A 24,981-nucleotide genomic window follows, 5' to 3' on the forward strand; every position below is an offset into this window, starting at 1 on the left:
CCATCCCGGCCCGTATTGAGGGGCCGGAGGCGAGAGAGATATGCGTATCAGCATAGTTGCGGTCGGGCGATTGCGCGCCGGACCGGAGAAATCCCTGCTTGATGATTACCTGACCCGCTTTGACCGGACCGGCCGTGGCCTGGGTCTTGGTCCTGCGAAGGTGATCGAGGTTGAAGACAAGAAAAACGCAGGCATGGGGGCCGAAGCCGCGTTGCTGCGCAAGGCGCTGCCCAAGGGCGCGGTGATCTGTACGCTGGACGAGCGCGGGCGCGTGATGTCTTCGCCCGATTTTGCCAGGAAACTGGGTGGTTGGCGCGATGCGGGGCGGCAGGATCTGGCGCTGATCATCGGCGGGGCCGACGGAATAGACCCTGCTTTGCGGGCAGAAGCCGACTTTTCCCTCTCGTTCGGGTCGATGGTCTGGCCTCATATGCTGGTCCGTGTGATGCTGGCCGAGCAACTGTATCGGGCCGCGACCATTCTGTCGGGCGGTCCCTATCACCGGGTCTGACATGGCGCAGCTTCTGATCGTTTACCACTCGCGCACAGGCGGTGCCCGGCAGATGGCCGAAGCGGCGGCTGAAGCAGCGCGGGGTGAGGCGGACACGAAACTCGTTCCCGCGGATCAGGCCGGGCCTGAAGATGTACTGGCCGCCGACGGCTACATCTTCTGCGCGCCAGAAAATCTGGCGGCGATTTCGGGCCTGATGAAGGAATTTTTCGACCGCTGCTATTACCCGGTGCTGGGAAAGATCGAAGGTCGCCCTTATGCGCAGATGATTTGCGCCGGATCGGACGGACAGAATGCCGCCCGCCAGATTGCCCGGATTGCCACTGGCTGGCGGTTGAAAGAGGTTCAGCCTCCGTTGATCATCTGCACCCAAGCACAAACGCCCGAGGCCATTCTGGCCCGGAAAGCCATTCCGGAAGATCAACTGGATCGGTGTCGCGAGATCGGTTCCGCGCTGGGTGCGGGTCTTGCCATGGGGATATTCTGAAGGTCAGTCCAATTTGACCAATGTGGTGTCTTCATTCCAGCCATCCACATTGCACCGCGCCTGAATCTGCACCTGCGAAACGCTTTCCGGAATGACCACGCCACCAAGCGAGCGTGTAAAAGGCTGCTCGGTCTCATGCGGATGGTGCAGCACACGCATTCCCAGCTCATTCCCGTCCATGTCCAAAACGCGCCATCCGTCGGCGTAATGATCCCAGCCTGTATCGGGATGCCGGATCGTCACGTCGAACCGCCATGTGTCACCTGTGGCACTGGCGCGGACCTGCTCGATTGTCGGCGGGTCGGCAAGGGCAGGGGCAGCCAGAAGGGCACTGAGAATCACATATCGCATGGATCGAACGTACGGTTTAACGCGGCGCATGGGGATCACGTCTCTGTGTTTGAGGTTTGGGCCATGAGGATCGCGCGGGACTGCGATGCAAACTCGCGGCGATACAGGACACCGAATGTGATCATCGTGCCCAACACCAATGCCATCGGCCCAAGAAACCATGCCAGCGAAGCAAGGGCGAAATAGGTGGCGCGGAGACCACGGTTGAAGCTTCGGGCGGCGGTCACGCAGATCTCGGCCGCCTGACCGGCCCGAGGATAGGCGTTCGGGTCTTCGGGGTCGTTGGGGACCGAGGCCATCAACACGGCGCAGTAGCCAAAAAGACGATGTGCCCAGACGTATTTCAGAAAAGCATTGGCCAGCAGCAGGACGACGACAAGAATCTTGATTTCCCAAACCATCGCCGGAGCGCTGCCGATGGCAAGATCCGTAGCCACTCCGGCCAGCCGCTCGGTATTGCCCAACAGGGCCAGACCGCCCCCGATGGCAATCATCGTGGTTGAGGCGAAAAAGGTACTGCCTTGACGCATGGCGGCCACGACCTGAGCGTCGAACATGCGTGGCTGGCGCGTCACCATCTCGTGCATCCAGCCGCGGCGGTAGCCATCCATCACAAGGGCGACGGACGGCTTTTGTGGTGACGGGTGTTCGATCTTCCATCCGATCCACAGCCACGCACCCAGCAATATTGCCATGGCAGCATAATCCAGAGGGGAAAACAGGGCGGCACGTTCGATCCAGGTCATGGCGCGACAGTACGACCGGAGATCGGAACTTGCCAGTGCGGTAAATTGGTAATATTATTTTACCAAAGGGAGGGACGCCATGGAAATGCCAAAGCCAAGCCCGGACGTACTGAACCGGAAAGGCGCGATCGTTTCGCGGCTGTCGCGGGTTCTGCCAGATACGGCAATTATCCATGATCCGGTTGAAACCCGAGCCTATGAATGCGATGCCCTGACGGCTTACAAATGCCCTCCGATGCTGGCCGTGCTGCCGTCGAGCACGCAGGAAGTCTCGGACGTTTTGCGCATTTGCCATGAAGAAGGCGTGCCGGTCGTGCCGCGCGGTGCGGGTACGTCGCTGGCCGGCGGGGCGTTGCCGACGGCCGATTGCGTCATTCTGGGCGTCGCGCGGATGAATGAGGTGCTGGAAGTTGACTATGACAACCGTTTCATCAGGGTGCAGACGGGGCGCACAAATCTGAGCGTCACCGGTGCGGTCGAGGAAGAAGACTTCTTCTATGCGCCGGATCCGTCTTCGCAACTGGCCTGTGCCATCGCCGGCAATATCGCGATGAATTCAGGTGGTGCCCATTGCCTGAAATATGGTGTGACAACGAACAACCTTCTGGGCGTGACCATGGTGATGATGGATGGCAGTGTCGTCGAGATCGGCGGCGCGCATCTGGATGCGCCCGGGCTGGACCTGTTGGGCGTCATTTGCGGCTCGGAAGGTCAGTTGGGCGTGGTGACCGAAGCGACACTGCGCGTTCTGCGCAGACCCGAAGGCGCGCGGCCGGTTCTGATGGGGTTCGACGACAACGAAGTGGCGGGCCGGTGTGTCTCGGACATTATCAAATCGGGTATTCTGCCGGTTGCGATCGAGTTCATGGACACGCTGTGCATAAAAGCATGCGAAAACTTTGCGCATGCCGGATACCCCGACTGCCATGCGCTGTTGATTGTCGAAGTGGAAGGGTCGGAAGCGGAAATCGACCATCAGCTATCGAAAATCATCGAGATCGCCAAACGCCACAACCCGGTCGAACTGCGAGAAAGCCAGTCAGCCGAAGAAAGCGCAAAAATCTGGCTTGGTCGGAAATCGGCCTTCGGCGCCATGGGGCAGTTGAACGATTACATGTGCCTGGACGGTACGATCCCGGTGTCGGCCCTGCCGACGGTGCTGCGCCGCATCGGCGAATTGAGTGAAGAATTCGGTCTGCCTGTCGGGAACGTTTTTCACGCAGGAGACGGGAACATGCATCCGTTGATCCTTTTCGATGCCAACAAACCGGGTGATCTGGAAAAATGCGAGGCATTCGGGGCCGAAATTCTGAAACTATGCGTGGACGAAGGCGGTTGTCTGACCGGTGAGCATGGCGTGGGCATCGAGAAGAGGGATCTCATGTCGCATCAATATGCCCCTGTCGATCTTGAGGCGCAGATGGCGGTCAAAGATGTGTTCGACCCCAAGTGGCTGCTGAATCCTGCGAAAGTTTTCCCTTTGGATGTGTCTCGGGCGCGGCGCATTGCGGCGGAGCAAGGGGGCTCTGCCCCCTTGCCCCCGGAGTATTTTGGAAAAGATGAAGCAAATGAGACCTGAGACGGAAGCTGAATTGGCCGAACTTGTGGCCGGGCTGAGCGGTCCGGTGCGGATTGCCGGAGGTGGTACGCGCGGTGTGACCGGGAGGGAGCCCGAACTGAAGGTATCCGGGCTGAGCGGTATTACCCTCTATGAACCCGGGGCGCTGACACTTGTGGCAAAGGCGGGTACACCGCTGGCTGAGATTGAGGCGGCGTTGGATGGGGAAGGGCAACAACTGGCCTTTGAACCGATGGATCACCGGGGTTTGCTGGAGACCCGGGGTGAGCCGACGATTGGCGGTGTTGTGGCGGCCAACATCTCGGGCCCGCGGCGGATTCAGGCCGGGGCGTGCCGGGATTATCTTTTAGGAGTGCGCTTCGTCGACGGGCGCGGGCAGGTGATCAGGAACGGCGGGCGGGTGATGAAGAACGTCACCGGCTACGATCTGGTCAAGCTAATGGGTGGGTCTTGGGGCACTTTGGGCGTTCTGACCGAGGTGTCGTTGAAGGTGCTGCCCAAGCCGGAGCGAAGTTCAACCCTTTCCGTTGCAGTCTCAGACATCGGCGTTGCTGTGCGGGTTCTTTCGGCAGCACTGAAATCTCCATTTGAGGTGACGGGCGCGGCCTATGACCCAAGTCTTCAAAAAGCCTTGATTAGGGTCGAAGGTTTTGTGGATTCGGTTGCATATCGGACAAGCAGATTGACAGCTGAGTTGGAAGGTTTTGGGGACGTTGCTGAGGAAAGCAAGTCCGACGCGCTTTGGGCTGGAATACGTGACGTTCACCCATTTCAGGGCAAGGAGGGGGACGTCTGGAGGCTTTCGGTAAAACCGGGTGACGCGGCGGAGATTTCGGCGCGCGCCGAAGCGGATCAAGCGCTGTTTGACTGGGGCGGTGGTCTTGTCTGGCTGCGGGTCCCGGCCGGCACGGATGTGCGTGCCCGGCTTGGTGCGTTTTCAGGTCATGCCACTTTGGTACGATCCGACTGCGAAACAATCAGAAAACTGGGGCGATTTCATCCGGAACCCACATCAATATCGGCTCTGACAAAGGGCTTGCGTGCGAAATTTGATCCGCGCGGTTTGTTCAACCCAGGACTGATGGGATAGGGCGATGCAGACAAAATTCACGGAAAAGCAATTGCTGGACCCGGCCATCCAGCGCTCGAACGAGATTCTGCGCAACTGCGTCCATTGCGGATTTTGCACGGCCACGTGCCCGACATATCAGGTGCTGGGAGATGAGCTCGACAGTCCGCGTGGGCGCATCTCCCTGATCAAGGACATGCTGGAAAACGAGCGTGTGCCCGACGAAAAGACGGTAAAGCACATCGACCGCTGCCTGTCCTGTCTGGCCTGCATGACCACCTGCCCGTCAGGCGTGCACTATATGCATCTGGTCGATCATGCGCGCGAATACATCGAGGCAAACTACAAGCGCCCGCTGACGGATCGTGCGTTGCGCTGGGTTCTGGCGCAGATCCTGCCCTATCCCATGCGATTCCGTTGGGCCCTGATCGGGGCCAGGCTGGGCCGCCCTTTCCGGTTCCTGATGCCTGATGCCCGGCTGCGCGCGATGTTGGACATGGCGCCCAAGCATATCCCGCCTGTCAGCCGCAACGATGATCCGCAGAGTTTTGTGCCCGGCGGCGAACGAAAAATGCGGGTGGCGCTGATGACGGGCTGCGCGCAAAGGGCGCTGAACACCGATATCAATGACGCCACGATCCGCCTGCTGACTCGATTGGGGTGCGAGGTCGTGATCGCCGATGGTGCCGGGTGTTGCGGAGCTTTGACCCATCACATGGGCAAGGTGCAAGACAGTCATATGGCGGCAAAAGCCAATATCAGAGCCTGGAAACGGGAAATGGACGGTGGTGGGTTGGACGCCATAGTCATCAATACCTCCGGCTGTGGCACCACCGTGAAAGATTACGGACACATGTTTCGCAATGACCCGCTAGCCGAAGATGCGGCGCGTGTGTCTGCAATCGCCATGGATATCATTGAACTTCTGATCAAGTTGGATCTGCCGACGGGGGAAAACCAAAACCTGACCGTCGCCTACCATGCGGCCTGTTCGTTGCAGCATGGGCAGAAGATCAAATCCTATCCCAAAGATTTGCTGAAACACGCGGGTTTCTCGGTTGTCGAACCCGCCGACAGTCATTTGTGCTGCGGTAGCGCGGGAACGTACAACCTGATGCAGCCGGAAATATCGGGCCAGTTGAAACAGCGAAAAGTCAGAACACTTGAGGCGAAAAAGCCTGATATCATTGCCGCCGGCAATATCGGGTGCATGATGCAGATCGGTTCTGCTACGCAACTGCCGATTGTTCATACGGTAGAGTTGCTGGACTGGGCGACGGGCGGGCCAAAGCCACCGGCCTTGCACAGAACAGGCAACGCCGTTCCTGTCTTGCGGTGAATCGTGCTGATGCCAGCGCGCATCATTTTCCAGGGAAATTCCTTTGGTGCCTGACCGCCCTATTTTCGCCCAACGCGGCACGTAGGACAAAAGCTTCGAAGTGAGTCTCGGAGAACCGCGTGCGCAACTGGATCAAGGCGATCGTGCTCTGTGTCTTGCCATTGGCGGCCACGGCGCAGGACACCGGGCTGGAAAGCCTGGATACGTCGGATTCCGGGCGCGAGTGGATGGCTGTCGGGCGGTTGGATATCGCCGGGGCAGGGTTTTGCACCGGAACGCTGGTGTCGCCGACCCTTGTACTGACTGCGGCGCATTGCCTGTTCGACAAGAGATCCGGTCAACGGATCAACCCTGCGGATATCGAGTTTCTGGCCGGGTGGCGTTTGGGACGTGCGTTGGCCTATCGGACCGCGCGCCAGGCTGTGATCCATCCGGATTACCAATATGGCGTCGATTCAACGGCCGACCGGGTAAGCGCGGACGTGGCCTTGATCGAGCTGTGGCAGCCGATCCGCAATACAGCCGTCATTCCATTTGAGTCGGGCGATCAGCCCAAACGTGGCGCTGAAGTCGGCGTCGTGTCTTATGCGCATGACCGGTCAGAAGCTCCGTCTCTGCAACAGGTCTGCTCGGTCATGAACCGGCAGGCCGGGGTTTTGGTCATGTCCTGCGATGTTGATTTCGGGTCTTCGGGGGCACCGGTTTTTTCTTTCGCGGGTGCGCGCCCTCAGATCGTATCGGTGGTAGCGGCCAAGGCCAGCATGGACGGCCAGAGTGTTGCAATCGGAACCGCGGTTGAGCATTCGCTGCAATTGCTGCGCGACGAACTTTCTGCGGGGCGGGGATTTGGGCTTTCCTCGTCCGGATCGGGAGCGAACAAGAACATAGGCGCAAGGTTCATTCGACCATGATGAGAGTCTTCTGGAGCCTGTTGTTGGGCCTGAGCGTCCTGGCGACAGCACCGCATGCGCAATCCAACAAGCGTATGCTGACCGACCGAGAGGATCTTTTGGGTTGGGAGGCTGTCGGACGGCTGGATGTCCGCGACGCCTCGTATTGCACCGGCACGTTGATCGCGCAGGACATGGTACTGACCGCGGCCCATTGTGCGGTGGATCGTCGTACCGGGAAGACTTACGTGCCCGAAGACATCACGTTTCGTGCAGGTCTCAGCAACGGCAACGCCTTGGCCGAACGTCAGGTCACGCAAATCGCGGTTCATCCCGGCTATGGTTCGCAGAACCCGCTTTCGCACGAAGGTGTCCAGTTGGACGTCGCACTGATGCGGCTGAACGAGCCTATTCCGTATTCGGTCGCCGACCCCTTTGCGCTGCACAGCGGCCGTGTTCCGGGCAACGAGATCAGCATTGCCTCGTATGGGCGGGGCCGGTCCGAGGCGATCACCCGAGAACGGTCGTGCCGTATCATCGACCGCAGGCAGGGGCTGATCACCTTTGATTGCGACATTACGTTCGGGTCTTCCGGGTCTGCAATTCTGGCGAAAAACGGTGCGCGCTGGCAGATCCTGTCCGTGGTTTCGGCGGTAGGGACAAACGGCCGCAGAAAGGTGGGGTTTGGTATGGAGCTTGACGGGATAGTCGCAGAACTCAAGGCCATCATGCGGCGCGACGCACCTCGGCCCAAGGCGTCGATCCGACGGTTGCAGGTCGGGTCCGGCAAGTCAGAATCCGGTGCCAAATTCATCCGTTCCGGCGGGGGTTGAACTCGGCGAAATCGCTACCCATGTGATCAGTATCGGACCGCCTGAACGGGGTCCGGTGTTTGGCATTGCCCGTCCGATGCGAGGGCACTGATCACAAATCGCTCAAGAATGAGGATATGACACATGCGTACGTTTGATTTTGCACCGCTGCACCGCGCCACCATTGGCTTTGACCAGATCGCCGACATGATGGATCGCGTTCTGACCAACGATGGCGCCCAGCCCAGCTATCCACCTTACAACATCGAAAAAACCGATGTCGACACCTACCGAATTTCGGTGGCCGTTGCCGGTTTTTCGGAAAACGACCTGACCGTAGAAGTGAAAGAGAATTCACTTGTCGTGTCAGGCAAGAAAGCCGCTGAAGACAAAGAGCGCACCTATCTGCACCGTGGCATCGCCACCCGCGCGTTCGAGCGTCGGTTTGCCCTGGCGGATCATGTCCGCGTCACCGGTGCGAGCCACGAAAACGGTATGCTGAACATCGAACTGAAGCGCGAGGTTCCAGAGGCCCTGAAACCGCGCCGGATCGAGATCACCTCGGCCAAAGCCATCGAAAAGGATGTGGTGGACGCCAAAGCCGTGAACTGAGGCTTCTGACTATCCCGCGGCAGTCCACTCCTCCCGGGCTGCCGCATCACACGCCCCGCGTTGCTCCAGACGCGGGGCGTTGTGTTTTGGGCGTGCGCGAAAATTGGTTCCCAGCAAATTATCCGCCTGATAGTCTTGGGTATTATGGAAAGCCGACCAAAACGTCGACTAGCAGCTATCCTGGCAGCCGACATCGCCGGCTACTCAAGATTGGTTGGTCTGGACGAAGAAGGTACCATCGCAAGACTTCGCCTGATCCGCAGCGAAGTCATAGAGCCGGCGATCGCCCGGCATTCAGGACGTATCGCGAACACTGCTGGAGACAGCTTTGTGATCGAATTTCGCAGCGCCGTCGATGCGGTTCATGCCGCCGTGGAAATTCAGGCCGAGCTTGCAAAGAGAAATGCGGGAACCGATCAGGATAGCGTCATCACGTTTCGGATCGGCCTGAATGTCGGCGATGTGGTTTCGAACGCGGGTGACATCCTTGGCGACGGGGTGAACGTTGCCGCGCGGCTCGAGGCACTGGCAGATCCAGGTGGTATCATTGTTTCACAATCCATCGTCGATTATGCGCGCAACAAAGTGCCCTATGGTTTTGCCCCGATCGGGCCACAGAACGTCAAGAACATCGCAGACCCGGTTCAGGCCTTTCGCGTGGAAGCGGAAACTTTGCCTTCCCCGCGAAAAAGCCGCACGAAGAGGAAATCCCGCTGGCTGCCACTGGCGGCTCTGCTGGTGATGTTGGCGGCCGTTGGGCTTTTTCTGACGAAACCGTGGAAGGCTGGCCAATTGCGTGCCTCAGAGGCGCAGATGGTTTACCCCTTGCCGGATCTACCTTCTATCGCAGTGTTGCCGATTGCGAATTACACCGATGACGCGTCCAAGGACATGCTGATCAACGGTATCTCTGAGGATTTGATCACGGACTTGTCCAGCATATCCGGATTGTTCGTCATCGCGGGCAACTCATCCTTCGCATACCGCGACAGAAGCATCGACGTCGCACGTTTCGCCGAAGAACTCGGGGTTCGTTACGTCGTTGACGGCAGCGTGCGACGTGCGGATGAAGATTTCCGGATCAATATTCGCCTGACCGACACATTGAACGGGCGATTGATCTGGGCCGAAAGACTCGATGGTGCGATTGATGACATCTTTGAGGTACAGAAAACCATTGTTCTCGCAATTGCTCAGGAGCTGGATCTTCCACTCGACCCTCAAAGCCGGCAGGCCATCGAAAGCGTGGAAACCCAGACCATTGCAGCACGCGAAGCCTTCCAACGCGGGTGGGAGTTGTATTCGCAGTTCAACGAACAGGACAACCTTGCGGCAATTCCCCATTTTGAAAAGGCCGTAGAACTGGACCCGGATTATGGGCGTGCTTGGGCGACGCTTGCCCTGGCGCATTTGCGACCGCACATATTCCATCATTGGAATGGGTTCGCAGGGTCAGGCGCGCAAATGCACATTGGCCTGTTTTTCAAGTATTACCGGGATGTGATAGAGCAGGACACCGCCCTGGTGCACGTCATCCGGGCTATTGTCAGTCTCAGTCTTCCGGATTGGAACAGTACCGAAGGGGTAGGCCGGGGGACGGAAGACGCCAGACGAGAAGCAGCGAAAGCCATTGCGCTGCAACCCAGCGACCCCGAGGCGCATCTGACGATGGGATGGGCGCTGATTGCAGCGGGTGAGCCCGAGGAAGGATTGGCCTTTGTGCAGGCCGCGACCCGGCTGGATCCCAATTATCCCAGCCACTACGCGCTGTTTGAAGCGGCGGCTCTGTACGCATTGAATGACCTGACGGGCGCAGCAGATGTGATCGAGAAAGAGTTGAACAGAAACCCTCAGGCAACCGAGCTGATGCCATTTGCAGCCTCGGTTCTGGCCCTGAATGGTGATCGCCGTGCGGGCAGGGCCATCATCGACCGATGGCAAAAGGGCAAGCATGCCGGTGTCATACAGGACGCTGTTCAGAATTTCCTTTTTATCATCCACTGGGTCGGTGAGAACCAGCATCTGAATGCCCGGCTGAACGACGGGCTGCGTCTGGCGGCGTTGCCTCCGGAAAAAACCATAGCAAGTCTAAGGGCGGACCTGTCACGGGGGGATGCCAAAGATCAGAGGACGGCAGCCCAATCACTGGCCCTGTTTGGTCCCGAGGCAGAGCCAGCGGTGCCGGAATTGATCGCGCTTCTTGAAAGCCCGTCGGTGTTTGTCCGGAAAGAGGCAGCAATTGCATTGGGGAAAATAGGTGGCGCGGCGTCGTCTGCATTGCCCGCGCTGGAAGCGATGGTGGACGGTTCGTTGCAGGGAAAGTTCGCGGCCCGCGCAATCGAACAAATCCGCGACAAATCCGCAGACTAGCCGTGTCACCGTCGACTGGGCCGCCGCTATACACTTGTTTTTACAACGACGCGATCGCGTTTCCGGATGCGGGGTCTCTGCCCGCCGCAATGGGACAGAGACCGTATTGGATCAGACCGACATGCAGACGTATTTCATCTCCAGATAGTCTTCCATGCCGTGATGGCTGCCTTCGCGGCCCAGACCGGATTGCTTGACGCCGCCGAACGGGCCCAGCTCGGTCGAGATGATGCCGGTGTTCACGCCGACGATGCCGTATTCCAGCGCCTCGGCCACCTTGTAGACGCGGCTCAGGTCCTTGGCATAGAAATACGAGGCCAGACCAAAAATCGTGTCATTGGCCATGGCGATCACGTCGTCTTCGTCTTCGAACTTGAACAGCGGGGCCAGCGGGCCGAAGGTTTCGTCCTGCGCCACCAGCATGTCCTGAGTCACGCCGGTCACGATGGTTGGCTGGAAGAACGTGCCGCCCAGATCATGGGGCAGGCCGCCTGTCAGAACCGCGCCGCCCTTGTCGGTCACGTCCTTGATATGTTCTTCGACTTTGGCGACCGCGTCGGCATTGATCAGCGGGCCGGTGGTGGTGCCTTCGGTTAAACCGTCGCCGATTTTCAGCGCTTCCACTGCCGCTTTCAGTTTGGCCGCGAACGCGTCATAGACACCGGCCTGCACATAAATTCTGTTCGCGCAGACGCAGGTCTGACCGTTGTTGCGGAATTTGCACAGCATCGCGCCTTCGACGGCGGCATCCAGATCGGCATCGTCGAACACGATGAACGGCGCGTTGCCGCCCAGCTCCATCGAACACTTCATGACCTGATCGGCCGCCTGCCGCAGCAGGATGCGCCCCACTTCGGTCGAGCCGGTAAAGGTCAGCTTTCGCACGCCGGGGTTTTCGCAGAACTCCTTGCCGATCTCACTGGCCCGGGATGAGGGCACCACGTTGAACACACCCGCAGGCACGCCGGCCTGTTCCGCCAGCAGCGCAAGTACCAGCGCCGACAGGGGCGTTTCGGTGGCCGGACGCGCCACAAAGGCGCAGCCGGCGGCCAAAGCCGGGCCTGCCTTGCGGGTGATCATGGCATTGGGAAAATTCCAGGGCGTGATCGAGGCCGCAACGCCGATTGGCTGTTTCATCACCATGATCCGCTTGTCGCGCTGATGGCCGGGAATGGTCTCGCCATAGACACGCTTGGCCTCTTCACCGAAGAACTCGATGAAAGACGCGCCATAGCCGATCTCACCGATGGCCTCTGCCAGGGGCTTGCCCTGTTCAGCGGTCAGGATCTTGCCCAGGTCCTCGGCGTTTTCCATCATCAGATCGAACCAGCGCCGCAGGATGGCTGCACGTTCCTTGCCGGTCAGCTTTGCCCATTCTTTCTGCGCGGCTTCAGCCTGTGCGATTGCTCCGGCGACCTGAGCACGGCTGACGTCTGCCACCTCGGCGACCACATCGCCCCGAGCGGGGTTTGTGACTTTGAACGTGCCATTGTCACCGTCTACCCACTGACCGCCGATATAGGCTTTGGTTACAAGCAATTCGGGGTTCTTCAGGATTGACTTCAGATCGGTCGTTGCGTCCAGCATGATAAGCCTCCGGCGTGAATTGGGTTGCGCGCACCCAATCAGGTGATGTCTCAATTGTCTATGGCCACTCTGGATGTGGAATCAATCCAGATTTGATCAAAAATTTACTTAACAAGTTAATCTAATGAAGTCACTCGATATCTGTTTCTTTCATTCGGCGGTCTCGCCTTTCCTTTTGCAAAGGAGTTTGTCAAAGTCTGGGTGAATTTTGAGGCCCAGGGGATGTAAATCGGTGTAACATTCCCTATCTTATTGGGTAATTAAAGAAAAAGAGGACAGCAGAGATGTCGAACCAGCAATTCGAAGCGTTGATAGAAGAGACTCAAGCCAAAGTGCGTGAAAGCCAGTCTCAGATCGAAGGGCTGACTTCGCGCATTGAAGCGGCCCGCGCCAAGATCGGCACCGCCGAGGCGGATATCGACATCGAAAACGCCACGCTCGAAGATGTGCACGCCCATACCGAGGTGATGAATGCCAATATCGCCGAGCTGATCATGGGGCTGGACGACGTCACCAGCGCCTTTTCCAAAGATTTTGACGAGATGCGTTCGAAAACCGGGTGGGAGTCGTTTGTCGGCATCTTCTCGAAAGGTAAATCCGAGTCGATGCGGCAGGAGCGGATGCGCTCCGCCAATATCGATGACAAGCTTCAGGACCTGATCGCCAAATCCGACGTGATCGTGAAGCTGCTGCAAGGGCAGTTGGCCGTGCTGGAAGAACAGCGCGTGAAGGTCGAGGACAACCTGACCGTCACGCTGGACGACCGTGAGGCGACCGTGGCCGAGTTGGAGGCGTTGCGCGCCGAAATTCAAGGCATGGATCCGACGATCATCACGCTGGAAAACAAGATCAGCGTCGAACAGGACGCCGCCGCGCGCACCCAGCTGGAAACCGAACTGGCCGAGCTGAACAAGCAATACAACGCCAAGGTTCAGGAAGAACAGGTCAAATTGGCCAAGTCCCAAACGCTGGAACGCTATATCGAAAAGGGCAAGACCTGGGTCGATTCCCTACAAAACCAGGCGGCGACGCAGATGGTTCTGATCAACAAGCTGCAAACAGACACGCAACAGCGCGTGGTGCTGTATGACGCCCTGACCAAATCGCTGAAAACCGCGCAGCAGCAGGACGTGGCCCACCGCATCAACGAGATCGGTGTACAGACGGACCAAGAGGCACAGACGGCGATGGCCGCCATCGGCACCGCGACCAACCAGAAGATGGCCGACATGCTTGAGGCGCACGAGGACCACATGGTCTTTGCCCGCGACGTGCTTGAGAAAAAGGCCAAGGCGGACGAACGCTTTGCCCGCCGGTTTGCCTCGATTGTCGAGAAACATGATAAGAATTTGTACGGGGGTTAAGTGCGTTTCGCTCACCAGCAACTCGTAATTTTTGTCGTCGGCTACGGGCCGCTTAAGGTGCCACAAGTCCTAGCGCAATTGGATGTCATTGATGAGGTTCCCGCATATCCACAAGTAGTTCAGATGTTTCTGTTAGTAGTACTTTGGGCGTGGTTTGCCAGAATGGCGTGCTGGCTTAGTTGGGATAGTGCAAGAGGTCATCGTTTTCTTCGATTTTCCGGACTTAACCCGAATGCGGTTCTGAGTGGACGCTCAGCACCCTTCTTCAGATGGTGGTTTCACGTCGATAAAAACGGGAAGGACTTGGACATAGTTCGATGATTAACTCTGACCCCACCCAAGACCATGTCGGCCTGACCGACACCTTCGCCTCGCGCCGCTATTTCCGTAAATTCGAGGTGATCACCGTCCACCTCCTGCGCGTGGCCGCGACAATGGAGGCGGAGGGCGCGATTTCGAAACAAGAGGTGCGGATCGTGTCGCGCTACCTCTCGGGGCTGCTCTACACCTTCCGCGCGCTCTCCATGAAGTATCTGCTGGTCGGGCGCGATACGGGGCGGTTCTTTGGCAGCCTCGCCATGGACAAACGTGACAGCGGGTTTCCGGTGGCGGCCGAGCTGCTGACCATGGCCAATGACGCACAGCAGGCGCAGGTGCATCTGGCAAACATGCCCTCGGAAGACGACCTGAAAACCGACATGGTGCGAACGATCATCGGCGATCAGGAAATTCCCACCAAGCTGCAATTTGCGCTGTCCCAAAGGCTCTATTATGAGGAATTGCTGAAAGGTCAGCTGTTCTGGGCCCGTAATGATCCCGAGTGCCACTGGATCGGAAATGAGGGGGACCGACGCAAATTCCTGATCCACTGGGCGGTCTATGACAGCCAGATCAACCTGCCCGTCATCTATCTGATGCAGCTTGAGGACAGCGGCAAAACGGCCCTGCCCAAGGATCAGCGCCGCTGGCCCGAGGTTCAGGCGCATCTGATGGCGCAAGCGCTGGGTGGGTTGAAACTGGTGACGATTGCCAAAGGCTTCGATCAGGATTTCGACGACCTGCATCCCAAACACCTGCGCCGCATCCATGTGGGTCCGATGTATTCCTCGGCCTATACCGAGCAATCCGGCCCCCTGCGGCAGGTGCTGGAGGACGCGCAATCTCCGCAAGGTCAGGATTGGGCACTGGCCTGGACCACCGAAGAACTGGAAAGCGAAGAGGTGATCGAAGAGCGCTCCGGGTGGTTCTCGACCGTCGAGCGCGAGATTTTTGCGCTGGACCCGTTCGGCGGGCAGGGGGCCGAGACCGGGGCCACGCGCACTCAGCGCTCGATCATCCTGCCCCAGCGTCCGTTTCAGGTACTGGCCGAGCGCAACCCGCCGGGTTTTGCCGATGTGCGCAAGTTCGTCGTCAGCAAGACCGGGCAGGTGTTGAGATATTGAATTTTTCGCCTCCGGCGGGAGTATTTTTGAAAAGATGAAGCAAGGGCGGTTTTTGAGATGAGTTTGACGTCAGATCAGATGGAATTGCGCGAAGACGACATTCGCAAGCATTATCCCGCAGCAACCGCCTTGCTGAACGGGTTCGAGCATGCACCGCGGATTGCCAAACCCCTTGAGGCCGCCGTCGAACGCTCTCCGGGTGTGTCAACGGCACGGCGGTTTCGGTCGACGACCCCGGGGTTGGTGACGCGGCGTACGGTGCGCGCGGATGGGGTACATCTGGTCGAACGGATCGAGGCGTCGGATGATGGCGATGCATTGGTCTCGCCACCTCAGGCCACAACGCAGCAGGCCATTCGTCGGGCCATTGCCATCGCGCTGGCCGTGGCTGAAGCTTTTGCCGAACAAACCCCGTTGGCCGATCTGAAGCGGGCGAATCTGGCCGGGGATCTGCCCGCCGCCCGCAAGACCGAATTCTCGGAATTGCTGACCGCTGAGGCTTTGATCACGCTACATACGTTCGGCAACGCGCTTGCCTATCTGATGTCCTCGCATCTTGGCGAAATCACGGTTGATCTCGGTGAGATCGAAGAGGTTCTGACCGACAATGGCCAGCTTGCCCTGCATGGCGCGCTGTGGGAGCTGGATCAGGTGCTGGCCAAACACGCCCCCGACGACGCCCGTCTGATCGCGGCCACCAGCGCCTATGCCGAACAACTGATGGAGAAAGCCGCCCTGCGTGCAGGGTCGGCAGGCCATCTGGCCCCGTTCCAGAACGCCGCCTGGCATATCGAGGCAGACGATCTGACGATCCGGGGGTTTGAGCCGGCCTCAAAAGCCAAATCCACCACCCTGACCATGACGTTCAAGAAGCCGAACGAGGTGGTCGGCAACCATATCGCCAAATATCAGGCGATGAAGCTGGCCAAGATGGTGATGGCCTATGATTTCGACCGCCGCCTGAACCCGTTTGCCGAGCTTGGTGGGTTCATCTTTACCTTCATGGGCGACGGCAAACCGGGTACCGGCAAGACCACCCTGATCCAGATGATGGCGGGGCTGATCAACGACTATTGCCAGAACGCGGGCTATCCGTTCCGCTATCAGAACCTGAGCACCGACAATATCGACAGCTATCAGGGCAAATCGGGCCAGAATGCCAAGGCGTTTATCAACACGATCATCGACCCTTCGGTTATCGGGTTCGGCACCATCGACGATATCGACCAGCTGGCGGGTAAACGCGGCGACCGGCAATCGTCAGCCGGGCAGTTGGAAATCACCGCCGTGCTGATGGAGAGCTTTGCGGGCGCCAACACCGTCGTGCGCGGCAACTGCACCTTTGGCATGTTCTCGAACTACCCCGAGAATGTGGACGACGCCCTGCGTCAACGGGCGGGTGCGCGGTTTCTGGTGGACGGGCCACAGACGCGCGAGGATTACATCGACATCCTACACCTGCTGATGGGCCGCAACCATGACATCCCGCTGGGTGAGCACGAGGCCTATGCCGCGCAGGAAATCAAAAAGGCTGTCGCCGCCAGTTTCGAAAGCCACTCCCGCCCGCATGAGGACGCGCTGTTGCAGGTCTATGACCGGGTTTCCGGCGATATCGGCCAGATGGATACGATTGCCAAGATGGGCACCTACCTCAAGGCGATCCAGCAGGCGGATGAGCGCTTTACCGGCCGCGCGATCAAGAACATCACCGACGCGGTCAAGGTCCGCGCGATGGATTTCGAACTGCCCGACGAATGGATGGAAAACCCCGACCTGTTCCTGTTCCGCGACTACGACACCAAGAAGGCGATGATAGAGGACCTGCGCCAGCCGATCACGGTGGAAATGGTGATCCAGGAAATCAACCGCTACGCCGACAGCGAATTCCGCTATGCCGACAAGAGCGACGAGGTGGCGATTGAGAACGCGGTGCGTGAGATGGGCCGGATGGAAGAGGCCAAGCGGCGGTATCTGGAGGGGAAGGGGTGACGCCTTTAGAATGGAGTGATCTAATAAGAAACGCCGCGTTGACCATTGCCAGCTTGCTTGGTGCGGGCATTGGTTTCGCAGGTTTGAGGTCTTGGAAAGCACAAAAACGCTGGGAACGTGACAACGAATTAGCACGGCGCTTCTTGGTGTCTTTAATTGGATACCAATCCGCAATTAACGAGTTGAGATTTAGAACGCTCAGCCCGACTCTAGTTCCTCAAATCGAGATACCGGACGTTCTGCGAGAGAAAAGTGGCGTGTCGTTGGATGAAGATGGCCATTTCCAAGAGCTCGCCGAACACATCGTTCAAAAAACCGATGTCGCCAGAAAAATTAAAGTCGAGTTCGAAGCTATTTCTTTAGAGGCAAGAGCGATCTGGGGTTGGCCGTCAGAAGAGGAATCCAGCAAGCTATTCGAATTGCATACAAAGCTACTTATGGGGTTGGAATGGTATTTGCGCCTAGATGATCCTTCCAACAATGCTGAGGATCATGAGATAGCGGCGGCTGCTTTTGAAGAATATGATGGCATAGTTATTGAACCCACTAGGACTGCAGATCTCTTTCAGAGTGATCTTCGCTCAGTAGTATCAAATATGGAAATGTTCCTGAAAACTAAACTTGACGTGTCGCAGTTATGATCCGGCTCATCGAAAAAGGCCTGATGTTCGGCAACCTCGTCCACATCTCCAGCCCGGCTCTGGTCGAGCGGTATAACCGTGCGTTGCAGCATCTGGCGGGCAAGACCACGGCGTTGTCGGATTTCCATGTCGATATCTCGGGCTATTCGCCAGAGGTGGGGATTGAGCTGGAGGATGAGCTCTACCTCAACCCCAACGGGGTCAACCGGCAGTTCATCCTGCTGACGACCGAGCAGAAACGCGCGCCTTTGCTGAACGTCAAATTCTCGACCTCACGCGATATTCTGCGAGACTTCATCGAGATGAACGAGGCGCAGCTGTTCGCCCTGACCGCCACCGATGCGGTGGCCGGAGAGCTGGTGAACTCGGTCTTCAGACTTACCACGCCGCGTGACCTGCTGAACCTGCGCAAGATCGAGATCGAGGCCGACACGGTTGGCGGCACCCTGCGCAAGGCGCAGCAACTGGCGGGCATGGTCGAACGGTTCAAAACCAAAGAGGACGCCTGGTTCGATGATGTGCTGATCGCCAAGATGATCGAAACCGCCAGGGAAACCGGTGACGTCACCCGAAACCCGGTGCGCCTGCGTCATACGGATTTTGAGCAGCGAAACTTCTGGACGGCACATTTCGGTGGGCTTTATCTTTTTCCCGATGTTGATCACCCGGCAGCGATTTGCATGGGTGAAAAGCCTGACGACCTGCCGATCAAGTACACGTTTGACCCGTCACAGCGGAACCAGATTGCCAAGTTTCTGGATTACAACGATCTGGGTGAACCGATTGTCAAGGCGCGCGGCGTGGATGCGGCCGCGATCCTGCAACAAAAGATGGATTTCCTGACCGTCGACGCGGCGGCGGATGCCGATGTCAACCTCACCGGGTTGGATCGCAGCGACATGCGGCGGTTGGCCCGGAACCACGCGGATCGCCTGCCGCAGGCCTATCACGGGCTTGCGCAACTGCTGCGCTGGGCAAGTGACGGCGGGCCGTGGCCGCGCATCACCTCGGACCACCCGGCCTATTTCTACACGCTTCGCGCCGCCGATACGCCGAACCGCGATCTGGTCAACATGCTGCTGTCCGAATTGGCCCCGCTGGATCCGCGCCAGATGTTCATCTGCCACAAAGAATTGTTCTACCGAACATATTCGGGCTGGCCCGAGAGCAAGAAGGCCTATGTGGCCGACTTCCTTGCGCGCGAATATCAGGTGGACAAGCAAGGCGCCCGCGCCGCCCTGTTCGGACATGAGCCGGATATGAGCGGCGACGATCGCGTCAGCGATGACATAATTGCTCGGGTTGGTCCGTGGGGTTCGGTGAGGAAAGGTTGAAATGTTTGGATTATTGCGCCTTTTGCTGATCTTGCTGGTGATCCAGACGATTGCCTATGTCGGGCTGTCTTTCTACTCGCGCGGCATTCGCCGGCGTAAACTGGAAAACTGGTGGGACGAAAAGGGCAAGACGGGCAACAAAGAAGCCTTTGTCGAACGCGGATTGCATGTGTATGACAACTCGTTTCGGCGTAAACTGATCCTGGGTGTCTATATCGTGCCGTGGGTGGCGATTGGCGCGCTGATCTACATCGTGAATTACATGTGAGGGTTTAGGCATGGCCTATGTGAAATGGGCGTTCATTATCATTTTCTGGGGCACGATTGCCGTGATCCTGCAATATTCTCTGCCCCAGCATGACATTGTGCGCATCGTCAACACCTATGAAGAACGGCAGGATCTGAACGACTGGACCCGGATCTTCTGGTCAGAGCCGGAAGATCAATCCACCAGCCTGTCCAACCGGGATGTGCAGTTCATTCAGGCGGTGCGGGCCAATGGAAAACCCATCGTGTACCGAAATGAGGATACCGGCTGGGGATGGCCGCCGTATTTCAAGTTCGACACGGCGAACCTGTATACCGAGGCCAATGATGCGAAATCGACCAAGGAGAACCCGAAATGGGTGGTCGTGACCCATTACGGGTGGCGCAATGAATTCATGTCGATCTTTCCCAACGCCATTTTCATCAAGCATGTGGATGGTCCGGATGTGCGGATCATTCCATGGTTCAATATCATCTTCCTGACGATCTTTGCGGCGTTCGTTTGGGCGGTATGGGTGCGTTGGCGCAGGTTCCGGCAATCCCGGATCGATCCGATGATCGAAAACGTTGAAGACGGCCTGTATGCGGCCGGTGATGCCATTGAAGAGCGGCGCAACAGGTTTCGCCGCTGGCTGGACAGCTGGAAATCGAAATAGACCGCAGCTGAGGCGGGCGTGGCAGCAGCACGCCCATCCGGCTGGCTGTGCCCTTCACCTGACGATGAATTCCGCATGCAGCGCGCCTGCTGCCTTGATCGTTTTCAGAATGTCGATCATGTCCTGAGGCGAGACCCCAAGCGCGTTCAGGCCTGCGACAACCTCGGACAACGTGGTGGCCTCGGGGATTTCGGCGAGGCCGGTTCCCTCTTCTTCTTCGATCCCTGCGATTGTCCGTGGCACGACCACTGTTTCACCTCTGGCGAACGGGTTGGGCTGCACTGCAATCGGTGCTTCCTGAACCGTCAGAGTCAGGTTGCCTTGAGACACCGCAACACGCGAAATTCGGACCTCTTGCCCCATGACAATGGTGCCAGAGCGCTGATCGACAACAACGCGCGCTTTCGATTCCGGTTCAACCAGAATGTTTTCAATGCGCCCAATGGCATGGGCTGTCGAAACCGCCTGAGTCGCCGCGACGTTGAGCTCAACCGTGCCGGAATCCCGCATAATCGCCACGGCTCTGTTGAACTCGGTGTTTATCGCGGTTTCGATGCGCGCGGCTGTGGTGAAGTCTGGCTCTCTGAGTGCGAGGCGCATCTGAGTGAGAGTTGACAAGTCGAAGTCAATTTCACGCTCGACCCTCGCGCCGGATGGGATCACGCCCGAAGTTGGCACCCCGCGCACGACTGAAGCTGCCTCTCCTTCAGCCGAAACGCCGCCCGCAAGGATTGTGCCCTGAGCGACCGCATAGATTTGGCCGTCGGCCGCGTTCAGCGGGGTCATGATCAGAGTGCCCCCCAAGAGGCTGCTGGAATCGCCTATGGCTGAAACCGTTACATCGATTTGACCACCCACCCGTGCAAAAGGCGGAAGGCTGGCCGTGACCAATACCGCTGCCACGTTTTTGGGCCGGAAATCCTCACCGGTGACGTTGACGCCAAGACGTTCGAGGATGTTGGACATGATTTCTTCGGTGAAGGGCGCGTTGCGTAACCCATCACCGGTTCCGTTCAAGCCGACCACCAGGCCATAACCCACCAGATCGTTGCCCCGTACACCGTCAAAATCCACGAGGTCCTTGAGACGGATTGTCCCTGCCCAAGCCATGCCGGGAAGAAGAAGCAGGAGAAGTATCAGCGCCCTCATCTCAGAAAGTTCACCAGTGAAAGGTTCGCATTGCGAACGGTAACGGAATACAGGCTTTCCAATTGAAATTGCACCGTTTGCAGTTTTGCTGCCGTCTCATAAGGATCGGCCGCGATCAGTTCATTCCGGCTGAATTCCAGGCTGGTCCGGGCCGAGGAATTGCGTGTTGCAGCCTCTTCGATGCGGGCTTCGGCCGCCCCGACTTTTGCCCGGAGTTTTACGGTGGCATCCTGTGCGTTTGCCAGATCGACCCCTAACTGCGTGAACAAAGCGGTGCGCTGATCGGGCGAAAGTGCCAATGCGCTGTCGGTGGCCAGCGCCGCAACGGCGACATCTCTGAGTGCGGCCTTGAACGCCGGATCCGTTGCCGTGATCGGCAGCGTGACGCTTTCGTTTTCCGAAATCTGCATCGGAGACAGTGTGCTGCTTGACCCCTGATAAATCACGGCGTCGAAACCGGCCGGGTCATTGAACCAGTTTTCTGCCGCCAGCCTGATATCAGCGACCGTCGCAAGCCCCGTCAATTGCGACTTCAGCGCCGTCAAAAGATCGTTCGAAGATTGCAGAGGCGACACATCGGTGGCGGTGCCGGAAAACAGGCTGCGCCCTCCCACGCGTGTGTTCAGTGCCGAGATCATCGTGTCCAGCTCGTTTTTCGCCTGTTGGGACGCTTGTTCATGATTGACGGGCTGATTGGCGGTTCCGTAGGCCAGCAAAGACGCGGTCATGTCTCCGACCGAATCTCCGAAGGTTTTCAGGCTCAGTTGCATGGTGTCGGTGAACAGGGCGGCTTCGGACGTTGCGATGCCAAAGGCGTCGAGTCTGGCGAGGCTGCGGTCGAGATCCAGAATTTGCGAATAATCCCCGCCAAGCCGACCCGAGACGTCCTGTACCCGCCCGGTGGACATCTCGTAAGAGAGGGTTTCGATCTGGGTTTTGATATCTGTTGCGCGGGTTCGCAAGGTCATTCCTCGCGCCAAATCGCCGATAGAAGTGATGTTCATGGTCACAACCTCAGAAGAGTTTCCATAAGCTCGTCAACAACCGAGATGACACGGGCGTTCGCGGCATAGGTCTGTTCGACCTGCATGAGCCGTTGCAGTTCCTGATCGGTATCCACGCCCTGCGCGGCCTCGATCTGCGCCATTTGCTGCTGGAAGCTGTTTGCAAAAGTCTTGCGTTGATCCGCGGCATGGGCGTGTGCGCCCGCTTTCGACAACAGGGCCTCGGTCAACTCGGCAGCGCGCATGTTTCCCGTGCCGAACAGCCCGCCGGGTACCGGGCGTGCGTCGTTCAATATGTTCCCGAACGCGCGCAGTTGAGCCGCCTGCCCGGGGTCACCCGGTGTTGCGGCACCCAGACCCGCGCGCAGTTTCCAACTGTCCCCGCCATTGTCAGGGTCGACCGTCGAATTGAGTGAGATCCGTGATGCAAGTCCGACAACAGATGCAGGATTGAATCGGTTGCCGTCGTCGGTGAACAGACCGGGATCTGTCGCAAGAGCCGTCGAATCCAAACCGGGCGTTTCAAATCGTTCGATCAGGTCCCTTGCAACCGTGTCGAGTTGAACCTGTGCCTCGACTGCCAAATCGTCGCGAATGGTGAACTGCGCCATCAGTGCCCCGCCGCGGATTTGAGCGTTACCTCCGCTTGTCCGCACCGGGTTGCCGTTCATCTCCAGACCGGACAACAGACCATTTGCCACGGTCATGTGAGGCTTTGTTTCACCGGTCGTGGAAAAAGTGAACTCCGAGGCCGTGCCTTCCAACAGGATCAGCCCGCCCTCCGAGTACAGGGATACCTGATCATTGGCGCGGGGCACGACATTGACCGGGATCAGGGTATTGACTTGGTCGATCAGGACATGCCGCTGGTCCAGCAGGGCACCGATGTCACCGCCAGAGTTTTGAATGGCAGGAATCTTGGCGTTCAGGTCTTCGATATCTTTCAGAGTCTGATTCAGGGTTTCGATCTGAGCGCCAATTTTTCGATCAGCATCCGAGCGTGCCTGGCGTACGCCTTCTGATGCTGCGTTCAGCTCGTTGGTCAGATCGCGGGCCGAGCGCGCAACCTGATCCAGCCGTTCGATCGAGTCAGGCAGACTGGCCGCCGTGATGAAGGCGTTTTCCAACGAGGACAGACGAGTCGACAGCGAAGGGCCGTCATCAAGAGACCCCACCAGCTGTTCGAACCGAGCGTGAAAATCTGAAACGTCCGACCGCAAGGCGAGTTCAGCATCAGACGAACGTCTGTTGGCGGTCAAAACCGGATCCTGATGCCGGATCACGCCTACGGTGCGTACGCCATTTCCGGATATAGGGCTTGTTGCAAGCTCGAGGGACCGGCGCGCATAGCCGGGGGTCAGCGCATTCGCGATGTTTCCGGACACCACAGCGGCCCCGCGACTGGCCGTAGTCAGCCCGCCCAGTGCGTTATTGAGTGCTGTCGACATGTTCATGAGGCCGCTCCTTTCTTTGGGTCAGAGCTGGATTAACGTTTCAGGTTTGTCGTTTCCTGCAACATCTCGTCCACCGTCTGGATCACCGTGGCGCTGGAGGAGTAAGCACGTTGCGTCTGAATCAATGAGGTCAGCTCGGTCGCTACATCCGTGGTGGATTCCTCACGCGCGAAAGAAACAAGATCCCCAGTCGGGCCTTCGCCCGCATTCCAAAGAAAGAACGTACCGCTTTCACGGGAAGGCGCGTAAGTTTGGCTGTCCAGCGCGGTCAAACCGTTGGGATTGGGGACATCTGCCAGCGGAATCTGATACATTCGGCGGCTGACGCCGGTGTCGTACAACGCATAGACATATCCGTTCTCATCAACCTGGACGCTGGTCATTGTGCCAACGGCAGAACCATCTCGTGTGATCGAAACGGGCGCGAACGTATCGGACAATTGGGTTATACCGTCTGCATCCCCGATCAGGCCAATATTTACCTCCATCGGTCCGCCGGCGACGTTGACCATGACACTGCCCGTTGCTGGATCATAAGCACCGCCTGAAACAGCTGTGACGCTGGCCAGAGTGCCACCTGCCGTTCGGTTGTCGGTGAATGTCAGCGTGTATTCACCGATGATCGCGCCACCCGAGGCCGAGTCACGCAAGACCATGGTCCATTCGTTGCTGCTGCCGGTTGCGGGAACAGTTGGAACCAACTGGATATCGACGCTTTCAGACTTGCCGAGATTGTCGAAATACTCAACTGACAAAGGTTGAATGTCGCCCGGCGCGCCCGCATCTGTCGCCGTGGCCGGAAGGTTCATACGCAGTTTCATTTCCGTGGTTGGGGAACCCGACAGCTGATTCACGCTGAGCTGAATGGGTTCAAGCGCGGCGGGTGTGTCGCGCGAAACCGGTGGAATAGTGCCATCAGGTGCCGCCCGCCACCCCAGAAGAACAAGACCGGATTCGGTAACCAAATACCCCTCGTCGTTGGTGCGGAATGACCCGGTTGTTGTCAGCAGCATCTCGTTCGAGCTATTCCCGATCTGCGAACTGGGGCGCACAGGCAACATGCCGCGCCCGCGAACTGCCAGATCGGTTGAGTTGCTGGTCGTGACCAGGGGCCCGCGTTGATCAATCATGCGCTGGCTTGTCGTCCGCACGCCGCCTGCCGAATAGCTGCCACCCTGGCCCGACGTGACCATTGAATGAAAATCCGTCTCGACCCGTTTATACCCATAGGTCGAAGAGTTCGCGATGTTGTCGGAAATCGTCGCCAACCTGTTGGCATTGGCTTTCAGCGCCGCCACACCGGCATTGAGCGAAGAGGAAATGGTCAT

At 58.2% G+C, this 24,981-nt stretch carries 23 protein-coding genes; 16 read left to right on the forward strand and 7 right to left on the reverse strand.

What is annotated here, in order from left to right; all coding sequences use genetic code 11:
* Positions 1-40 precede the first annotated feature (40 nt).
* Positions 41-511: a 23S rRNA (pseudouridine(1915)-N(3))-methyltransferase RlmH gene (gene rlmH, locus AC2FF8_RS12725; protein WP_257599796.1), complete on the forward strand. Its 471-nt coding sequence runs from the start codon at positions 41-43 to the stop codon at positions 509-511.
* A 1-nt stretch (position 512) separates the two neighbouring features.
* Positions 513-998 carry a flavodoxin family protein gene (locus AC2FF8_RS12730; RefSeq protein WP_425079393.1) on the forward strand — a complete coding sequence of 162 codons (486 nt, stop codon included), beginning with the start codon at positions 513-515 and terminating at the stop codon, positions 996-998.
* Between the two features lie 3 nt (positions 999-1,001).
* Here AC2FF8_RS12730 and AC2FF8_RS12735 read toward each other — a convergent pair whose 3' ends face one another.
* Positions 1,002-1,349, reverse strand: a complete 348-nt coding sequence (locus tag AC2FF8_RS12735; RefSeq protein WP_496879866.1) for a hypothetical protein — start codon at positions 1,347-1,349, stop codon at positions 1,002-1,004.
* Between the two features lie 35 nt (positions 1,350-1,384).
* Positions 1,385-2,095 (reverse strand): DUF599 domain-containing protein, encoded by a 711-nt coding sequence (locus AC2FF8_RS12740; protein ID WP_170345722.1) that lies wholly within the window; start codon positions 2,093-2,095, stop codon positions 1,385-1,387.
* Positions 2,096-2,174: 79 nt separating this feature from the next.
* On the opposite strand from AC2FF8_RS12740, the gene AC2FF8_RS12745 reads away from it, so the two are divergent.
* From AC2FF8_RS12745 to AC2FF8_RS12775, 7 genes are all read left to right on the forward strand, one after another.
* Positions 2,175-3,674, forward strand: a complete 1,500-nt coding sequence (locus AC2FF8_RS12745; RefSeq protein WP_496879867.1) for an FAD-linked oxidase C-terminal domain-containing protein — start codon at positions 2,175-2,177, stop codon at positions 3,672-3,674.
* A complete protein-coding gene (glcE, locus tag AC2FF8_RS12750; protein WP_496879868.1) occupies positions 3,664-4,764 on the forward strand; it encodes a glycolate oxidase subunit GlcE in 1,101 nt (366 codons plus the stop codon). Before AC2FF8_RS12745 ends, glcE begins: the two co-directional genes overlap by 11 nt.
* A gap of 4 nt (positions 4,765-4,768) precedes the next feature.
* Positions 4,769-6,082 carry a glycolate oxidase subunit GlcF gene (gene glcF / locus AC2FF8_RS12755; protein ID WP_496879869.1) on the forward strand — a complete coding sequence of 438 codons (1,314 nt, stop codon included), beginning with the start codon at positions 4,769-4,771 and terminating at the stop codon, positions 6,080-6,082.
* A gap of 119 nt (positions 6,083-6,201) precedes the next feature.
* Positions 6,202-6,993 (forward strand): trypsin-like serine peptidase, encoded by a 792-nt coding sequence (locus AC2FF8_RS12760; protein WP_170345718.1) that lies wholly within the window; start codon positions 6,202-6,204, stop codon positions 6,991-6,993.
* Positions 6,990-7,805, forward strand: a complete 816-nt coding sequence (locus AC2FF8_RS12765) for a trypsin-like serine peptidase (protein ID WP_425079389.1) — start codon at positions 6,990-6,992, stop codon at positions 7,803-7,805. The genes AC2FF8_RS12760 and AC2FF8_RS12765 overlap by 4 nt, the downstream gene beginning before the upstream one ends.
* 123 nt (positions 7,806-7,928) lie before the next feature.
* A complete protein-coding gene (locus AC2FF8_RS12770) occupies positions 7,929-8,396 on the forward strand; it encodes an Hsp20 family protein (protein WP_170345716.1) in 468 nt (155 codons plus the stop codon).
* Between the two features lie 144 nt (positions 8,397-8,540).
* Positions 8,541-10,766 (forward strand): tetratricopeptide repeat protein, encoded by a 2,226-nt coding sequence (locus AC2FF8_RS12775; protein ID WP_496879870.1) that lies wholly within the window; start codon positions 8,541-8,543, stop codon positions 10,764-10,766.
* 111 nt (positions 10,767-10,877) lie between these two features.
* On the opposite strand, the gene AC2FF8_RS12780 is transcribed toward AC2FF8_RS12775, so the two are convergent.
* Entirely contained in the window at positions 10,878-12,353 is a 1,476-nt protein-coding gene (locus AC2FF8_RS12780; protein ID WP_257599804.1) for an NAD-dependent succinate-semialdehyde dehydrogenase, read from the reverse strand.
* Between the two features lie 284 nt (positions 12,354-12,637).
* Between AC2FF8_RS12780 and AC2FF8_RS12785 the strand changes: the two genes are divergently transcribed.
* From AC2FF8_RS12785 to AC2FF8_RS12815, 7 genes are all read left to right on the forward strand, one after another.
* Positions 12,638-13,717, forward strand: a complete 1,080-nt coding sequence (locus AC2FF8_RS12785; protein WP_496879871.1) for a hypothetical protein — start codon at positions 12,638-12,640, stop codon at positions 13,715-13,717.
* A 317-nt stretch (positions 13,718-14,034) separates the two neighbouring features.
* Positions 14,035-15,159 carry a hypothetical protein gene (locus AC2FF8_RS12790; RefSeq protein WP_496879872.1) on the forward strand — a complete coding sequence of 375 codons (1,125 nt, stop codon included), beginning with the start codon at positions 14,035-14,037 and terminating at the stop codon, positions 15,157-15,159.
* 57 nt (positions 15,160-15,216) lie between these two features.
* Positions 15,217-17,148 (forward strand): AAA family ATPase, encoded by a 1,932-nt coding sequence (locus AC2FF8_RS12795; RefSeq protein ID WP_496879873.1) that lies wholly within the window; start codon positions 15,217-15,219, stop codon positions 17,146-17,148.
* A gap of 38 nt (positions 17,149-17,186) precedes the next feature.
* Positions 17,187-17,789 (forward strand): hypothetical protein, encoded by a 603-nt coding sequence (locus AC2FF8_RS12800; RefSeq protein WP_496879874.1) that lies wholly within the window; start codon positions 17,187-17,189, stop codon positions 17,787-17,789.
* Positions 17,786-19,123, forward strand: a complete 1,338-nt coding sequence (locus tag AC2FF8_RS12805; RefSeq protein ID WP_496879875.1) for a DUF6638 family protein — start codon at positions 17,786-17,788, stop codon at positions 19,121-19,123. The genes AC2FF8_RS12800 and AC2FF8_RS12805 overlap by 4 nt, the downstream gene beginning before the upstream one ends.
* 1 nt (position 19,124) lies before the next feature.
* A complete protein-coding gene (locus AC2FF8_RS12810; RefSeq protein WP_170345707.1) occupies positions 19,125-19,391 on the forward strand; it encodes a hypothetical protein in 267 nt (88 codons plus the stop codon).
* A 10-nt stretch (positions 19,392-19,401) separates the two neighbouring features.
* A complete protein-coding gene (locus AC2FF8_RS12815) occupies positions 19,402-20,046 on the forward strand; it encodes a DUF1523 family protein (RefSeq protein WP_170345706.1) in 645 nt (214 codons plus the stop codon).
* 54 nt (positions 20,047-20,100) lie between these two features.
* Here the strand turns inward: AC2FF8_RS12815 and AC2FF8_RS12820 are convergent, their stop codons facing one another.
* Genes AC2FF8_RS12820 through AC2FF8_RS12835 form a run of 4 tightly spaced genes read right to left on the reverse strand, consistent with a single transcriptional unit; the run spans position 20,101 to position 24,981 of the window.
* Entirely contained in the window at positions 20,101-21,195 is a 1,095-nt protein-coding gene (locus AC2FF8_RS12820) for a flagellar basal body P-ring protein FlgI (protein WP_170345705.1), read from the reverse strand.
* Positions 21,192-22,199 carry a flagellin gene (locus AC2FF8_RS12825; RefSeq protein WP_170345704.1) on the reverse strand — a complete coding sequence of 336 codons (1,008 nt, stop codon included), beginning with the start codon at positions 22,197-22,199 and terminating at the stop codon, positions 21,192-21,194. The genes AC2FF8_RS12820 and AC2FF8_RS12825 overlap by 4 nt, the downstream gene beginning before the upstream one ends.
* Before the next feature lie 2 nt (positions 22,200-22,201).
* The gene (gene flgK / locus AC2FF8_RS12830) at positions 22,202-23,653 is read right to left on the reverse strand and encodes a flagellar hook-associated protein FlgK (protein WP_170345703.1); all 1,452 of its coding nucleotides are present in this window, start codon (positions 23,651-23,653) and stop codon (positions 22,202-22,204) included.
* Positions 23,654-23,685: 32 nt separating this feature from the next.
* Positions 23,686-24,981, reverse strand: coding sequence for a flagellar hook protein FlgE (locus tag AC2FF8_RS12835; protein ID WP_170345702.1), 1,296 nt, complete (start codon positions 24,979-24,981; stop codon positions 23,686-23,688).

Source organism: Ruegeria sp. YTSA144, assembly GCF_059610125.1.

Excerpts from the sequence above, each read along its gene's own strand:
- AC2FF8_RS12735 (WP_496879866.1), bottom strand. The coding sequence starts at position 1,349 with ATGCGATATGTGATTCTCAGTGCCCTTCTGGCTGCCCCTGCCCTTGCC.
- AC2FF8_RS12790 (WP_496879872.1), top strand. The coding sequence starts at position 14,035 with ATGATTAACTCTGACCCCACCCAAGACCATGTCGGCCTGACCGACACC.
- AC2FF8_RS12805 (WP_496879875.1), top strand. The coding sequence starts at position 17,786 with ATGATCCGGCTCATCGAAAAAGGCCTGATGTTCGGCAACCTCGTCCAC.
- glcE (WP_496879868.1), top strand. The coding sequence starts at position 3,664 with ATGAGACCTGAGACGGAAGCTGAATTGGCCGAACTTGTGGCCGGGCTG.
- AC2FF8_RS12820 (WP_170345705.1), bottom strand. The coding sequence starts at position 21,195 with ATGAGGGCGCTGATACTTCTCCTGCTTCTTCTTCCCGGCATGGCTTGG.
- AC2FF8_RS12810 (WP_170345707.1), top strand. The coding sequence starts at position 19,125 with ATGTTTGGATTATTGCGCCTTTTGCTGATCTTGCTGGTGATCCAGACG.
- AC2FF8_RS12815 (WP_170345706.1), top strand. The coding sequence starts at position 19,402 with ATGGCCTATGTGAAATGGGCGTTCATTATCATTTTCTGGGGCACGATT.
- AC2FF8_RS12745 (WP_496879867.1), top strand. The coding sequence starts at position 2,175 with ATGGAAATGCCAAAGCCAAGCCCGGACGTACTGAACCGGAAAGGCGCG.
- AC2FF8_RS12730 (WP_425079393.1), top strand. The coding sequence starts at position 513 with ATGGCGCAGCTTCTGATCGTTTACCACTCGCGCACAGGCGGTGCCCGG.
- AC2FF8_RS12740 (WP_170345722.1), bottom strand. The coding sequence starts at position 2,095 with ATGACCTGGATCGAACGTGCCGCCCTGTTTTCCCCTCTGGATTATGCT.
- glcF (WP_496879869.1), top strand. The coding sequence starts at position 4,769 with ATGCAGACAAAATTCACGGAAAAGCAATTGCTGGACCCGGCCATCCAG.
- rlmH (WP_257599796.1), top strand. The coding sequence starts at position 41 with ATGCGTATCAGCATAGTTGCGGTCGGGCGATTGCGCGCCGGACCGGAG.
- AC2FF8_RS12835 (WP_170345702.1), bottom strand. The coding sequence starts at position 24,981 with ATGACCATTTCCTCTTCGCTCAATGCCGGTGTGGCGGCGCTGAAAGCC.
- AC2FF8_RS12825 (WP_170345704.1), bottom strand. The coding sequence starts at position 22,199 with ATGAACATCACTTCTATCGGCGATTTGGCGCGAGGAATGACCTTGCGA.
- AC2FF8_RS12780 (WP_257599804.1), bottom strand. The coding sequence starts at position 12,353 with ATGCTGGACGCAACGACCGATCTGAAGTCAATCCTGAAGAACCCCGAA.
- AC2FF8_RS12770 (WP_170345716.1), top strand. The coding sequence starts at position 7,929 with ATGCGTACGTTTGATTTTGCACCGCTGCACCGCGCCACCATTGGCTTT.
- AC2FF8_RS12775 (WP_496879870.1), top strand. The coding sequence starts at position 8,541 with ATGGAAAGCCGACCAAAACGTCGACTAGCAGCTATCCTGGCAGCCGAC.
- AC2FF8_RS12795 (WP_496879873.1), top strand. The coding sequence starts at position 15,217 with ATGAGTTTGACGTCAGATCAGATGGAATTGCGCGAAGACGACATTCGC.
- AC2FF8_RS12785 (WP_496879871.1), top strand. The coding sequence starts at position 12,638 with ATGTCGAACCAGCAATTCGAAGCGTTGATAGAAGAGACTCAAGCCAAA.
- flgK (WP_170345703.1), bottom strand. The coding sequence starts at position 23,653 with ATGAACATGTCGACAGCACTCAATAACGCACTGGGCGGGCTGACTACG.
- AC2FF8_RS12765 (WP_425079389.1), top strand. The coding sequence starts at position 6,990 with ATGATGAGAGTCTTCTGGAGCCTGTTGTTGGGCCTGAGCGTCCTGGCG.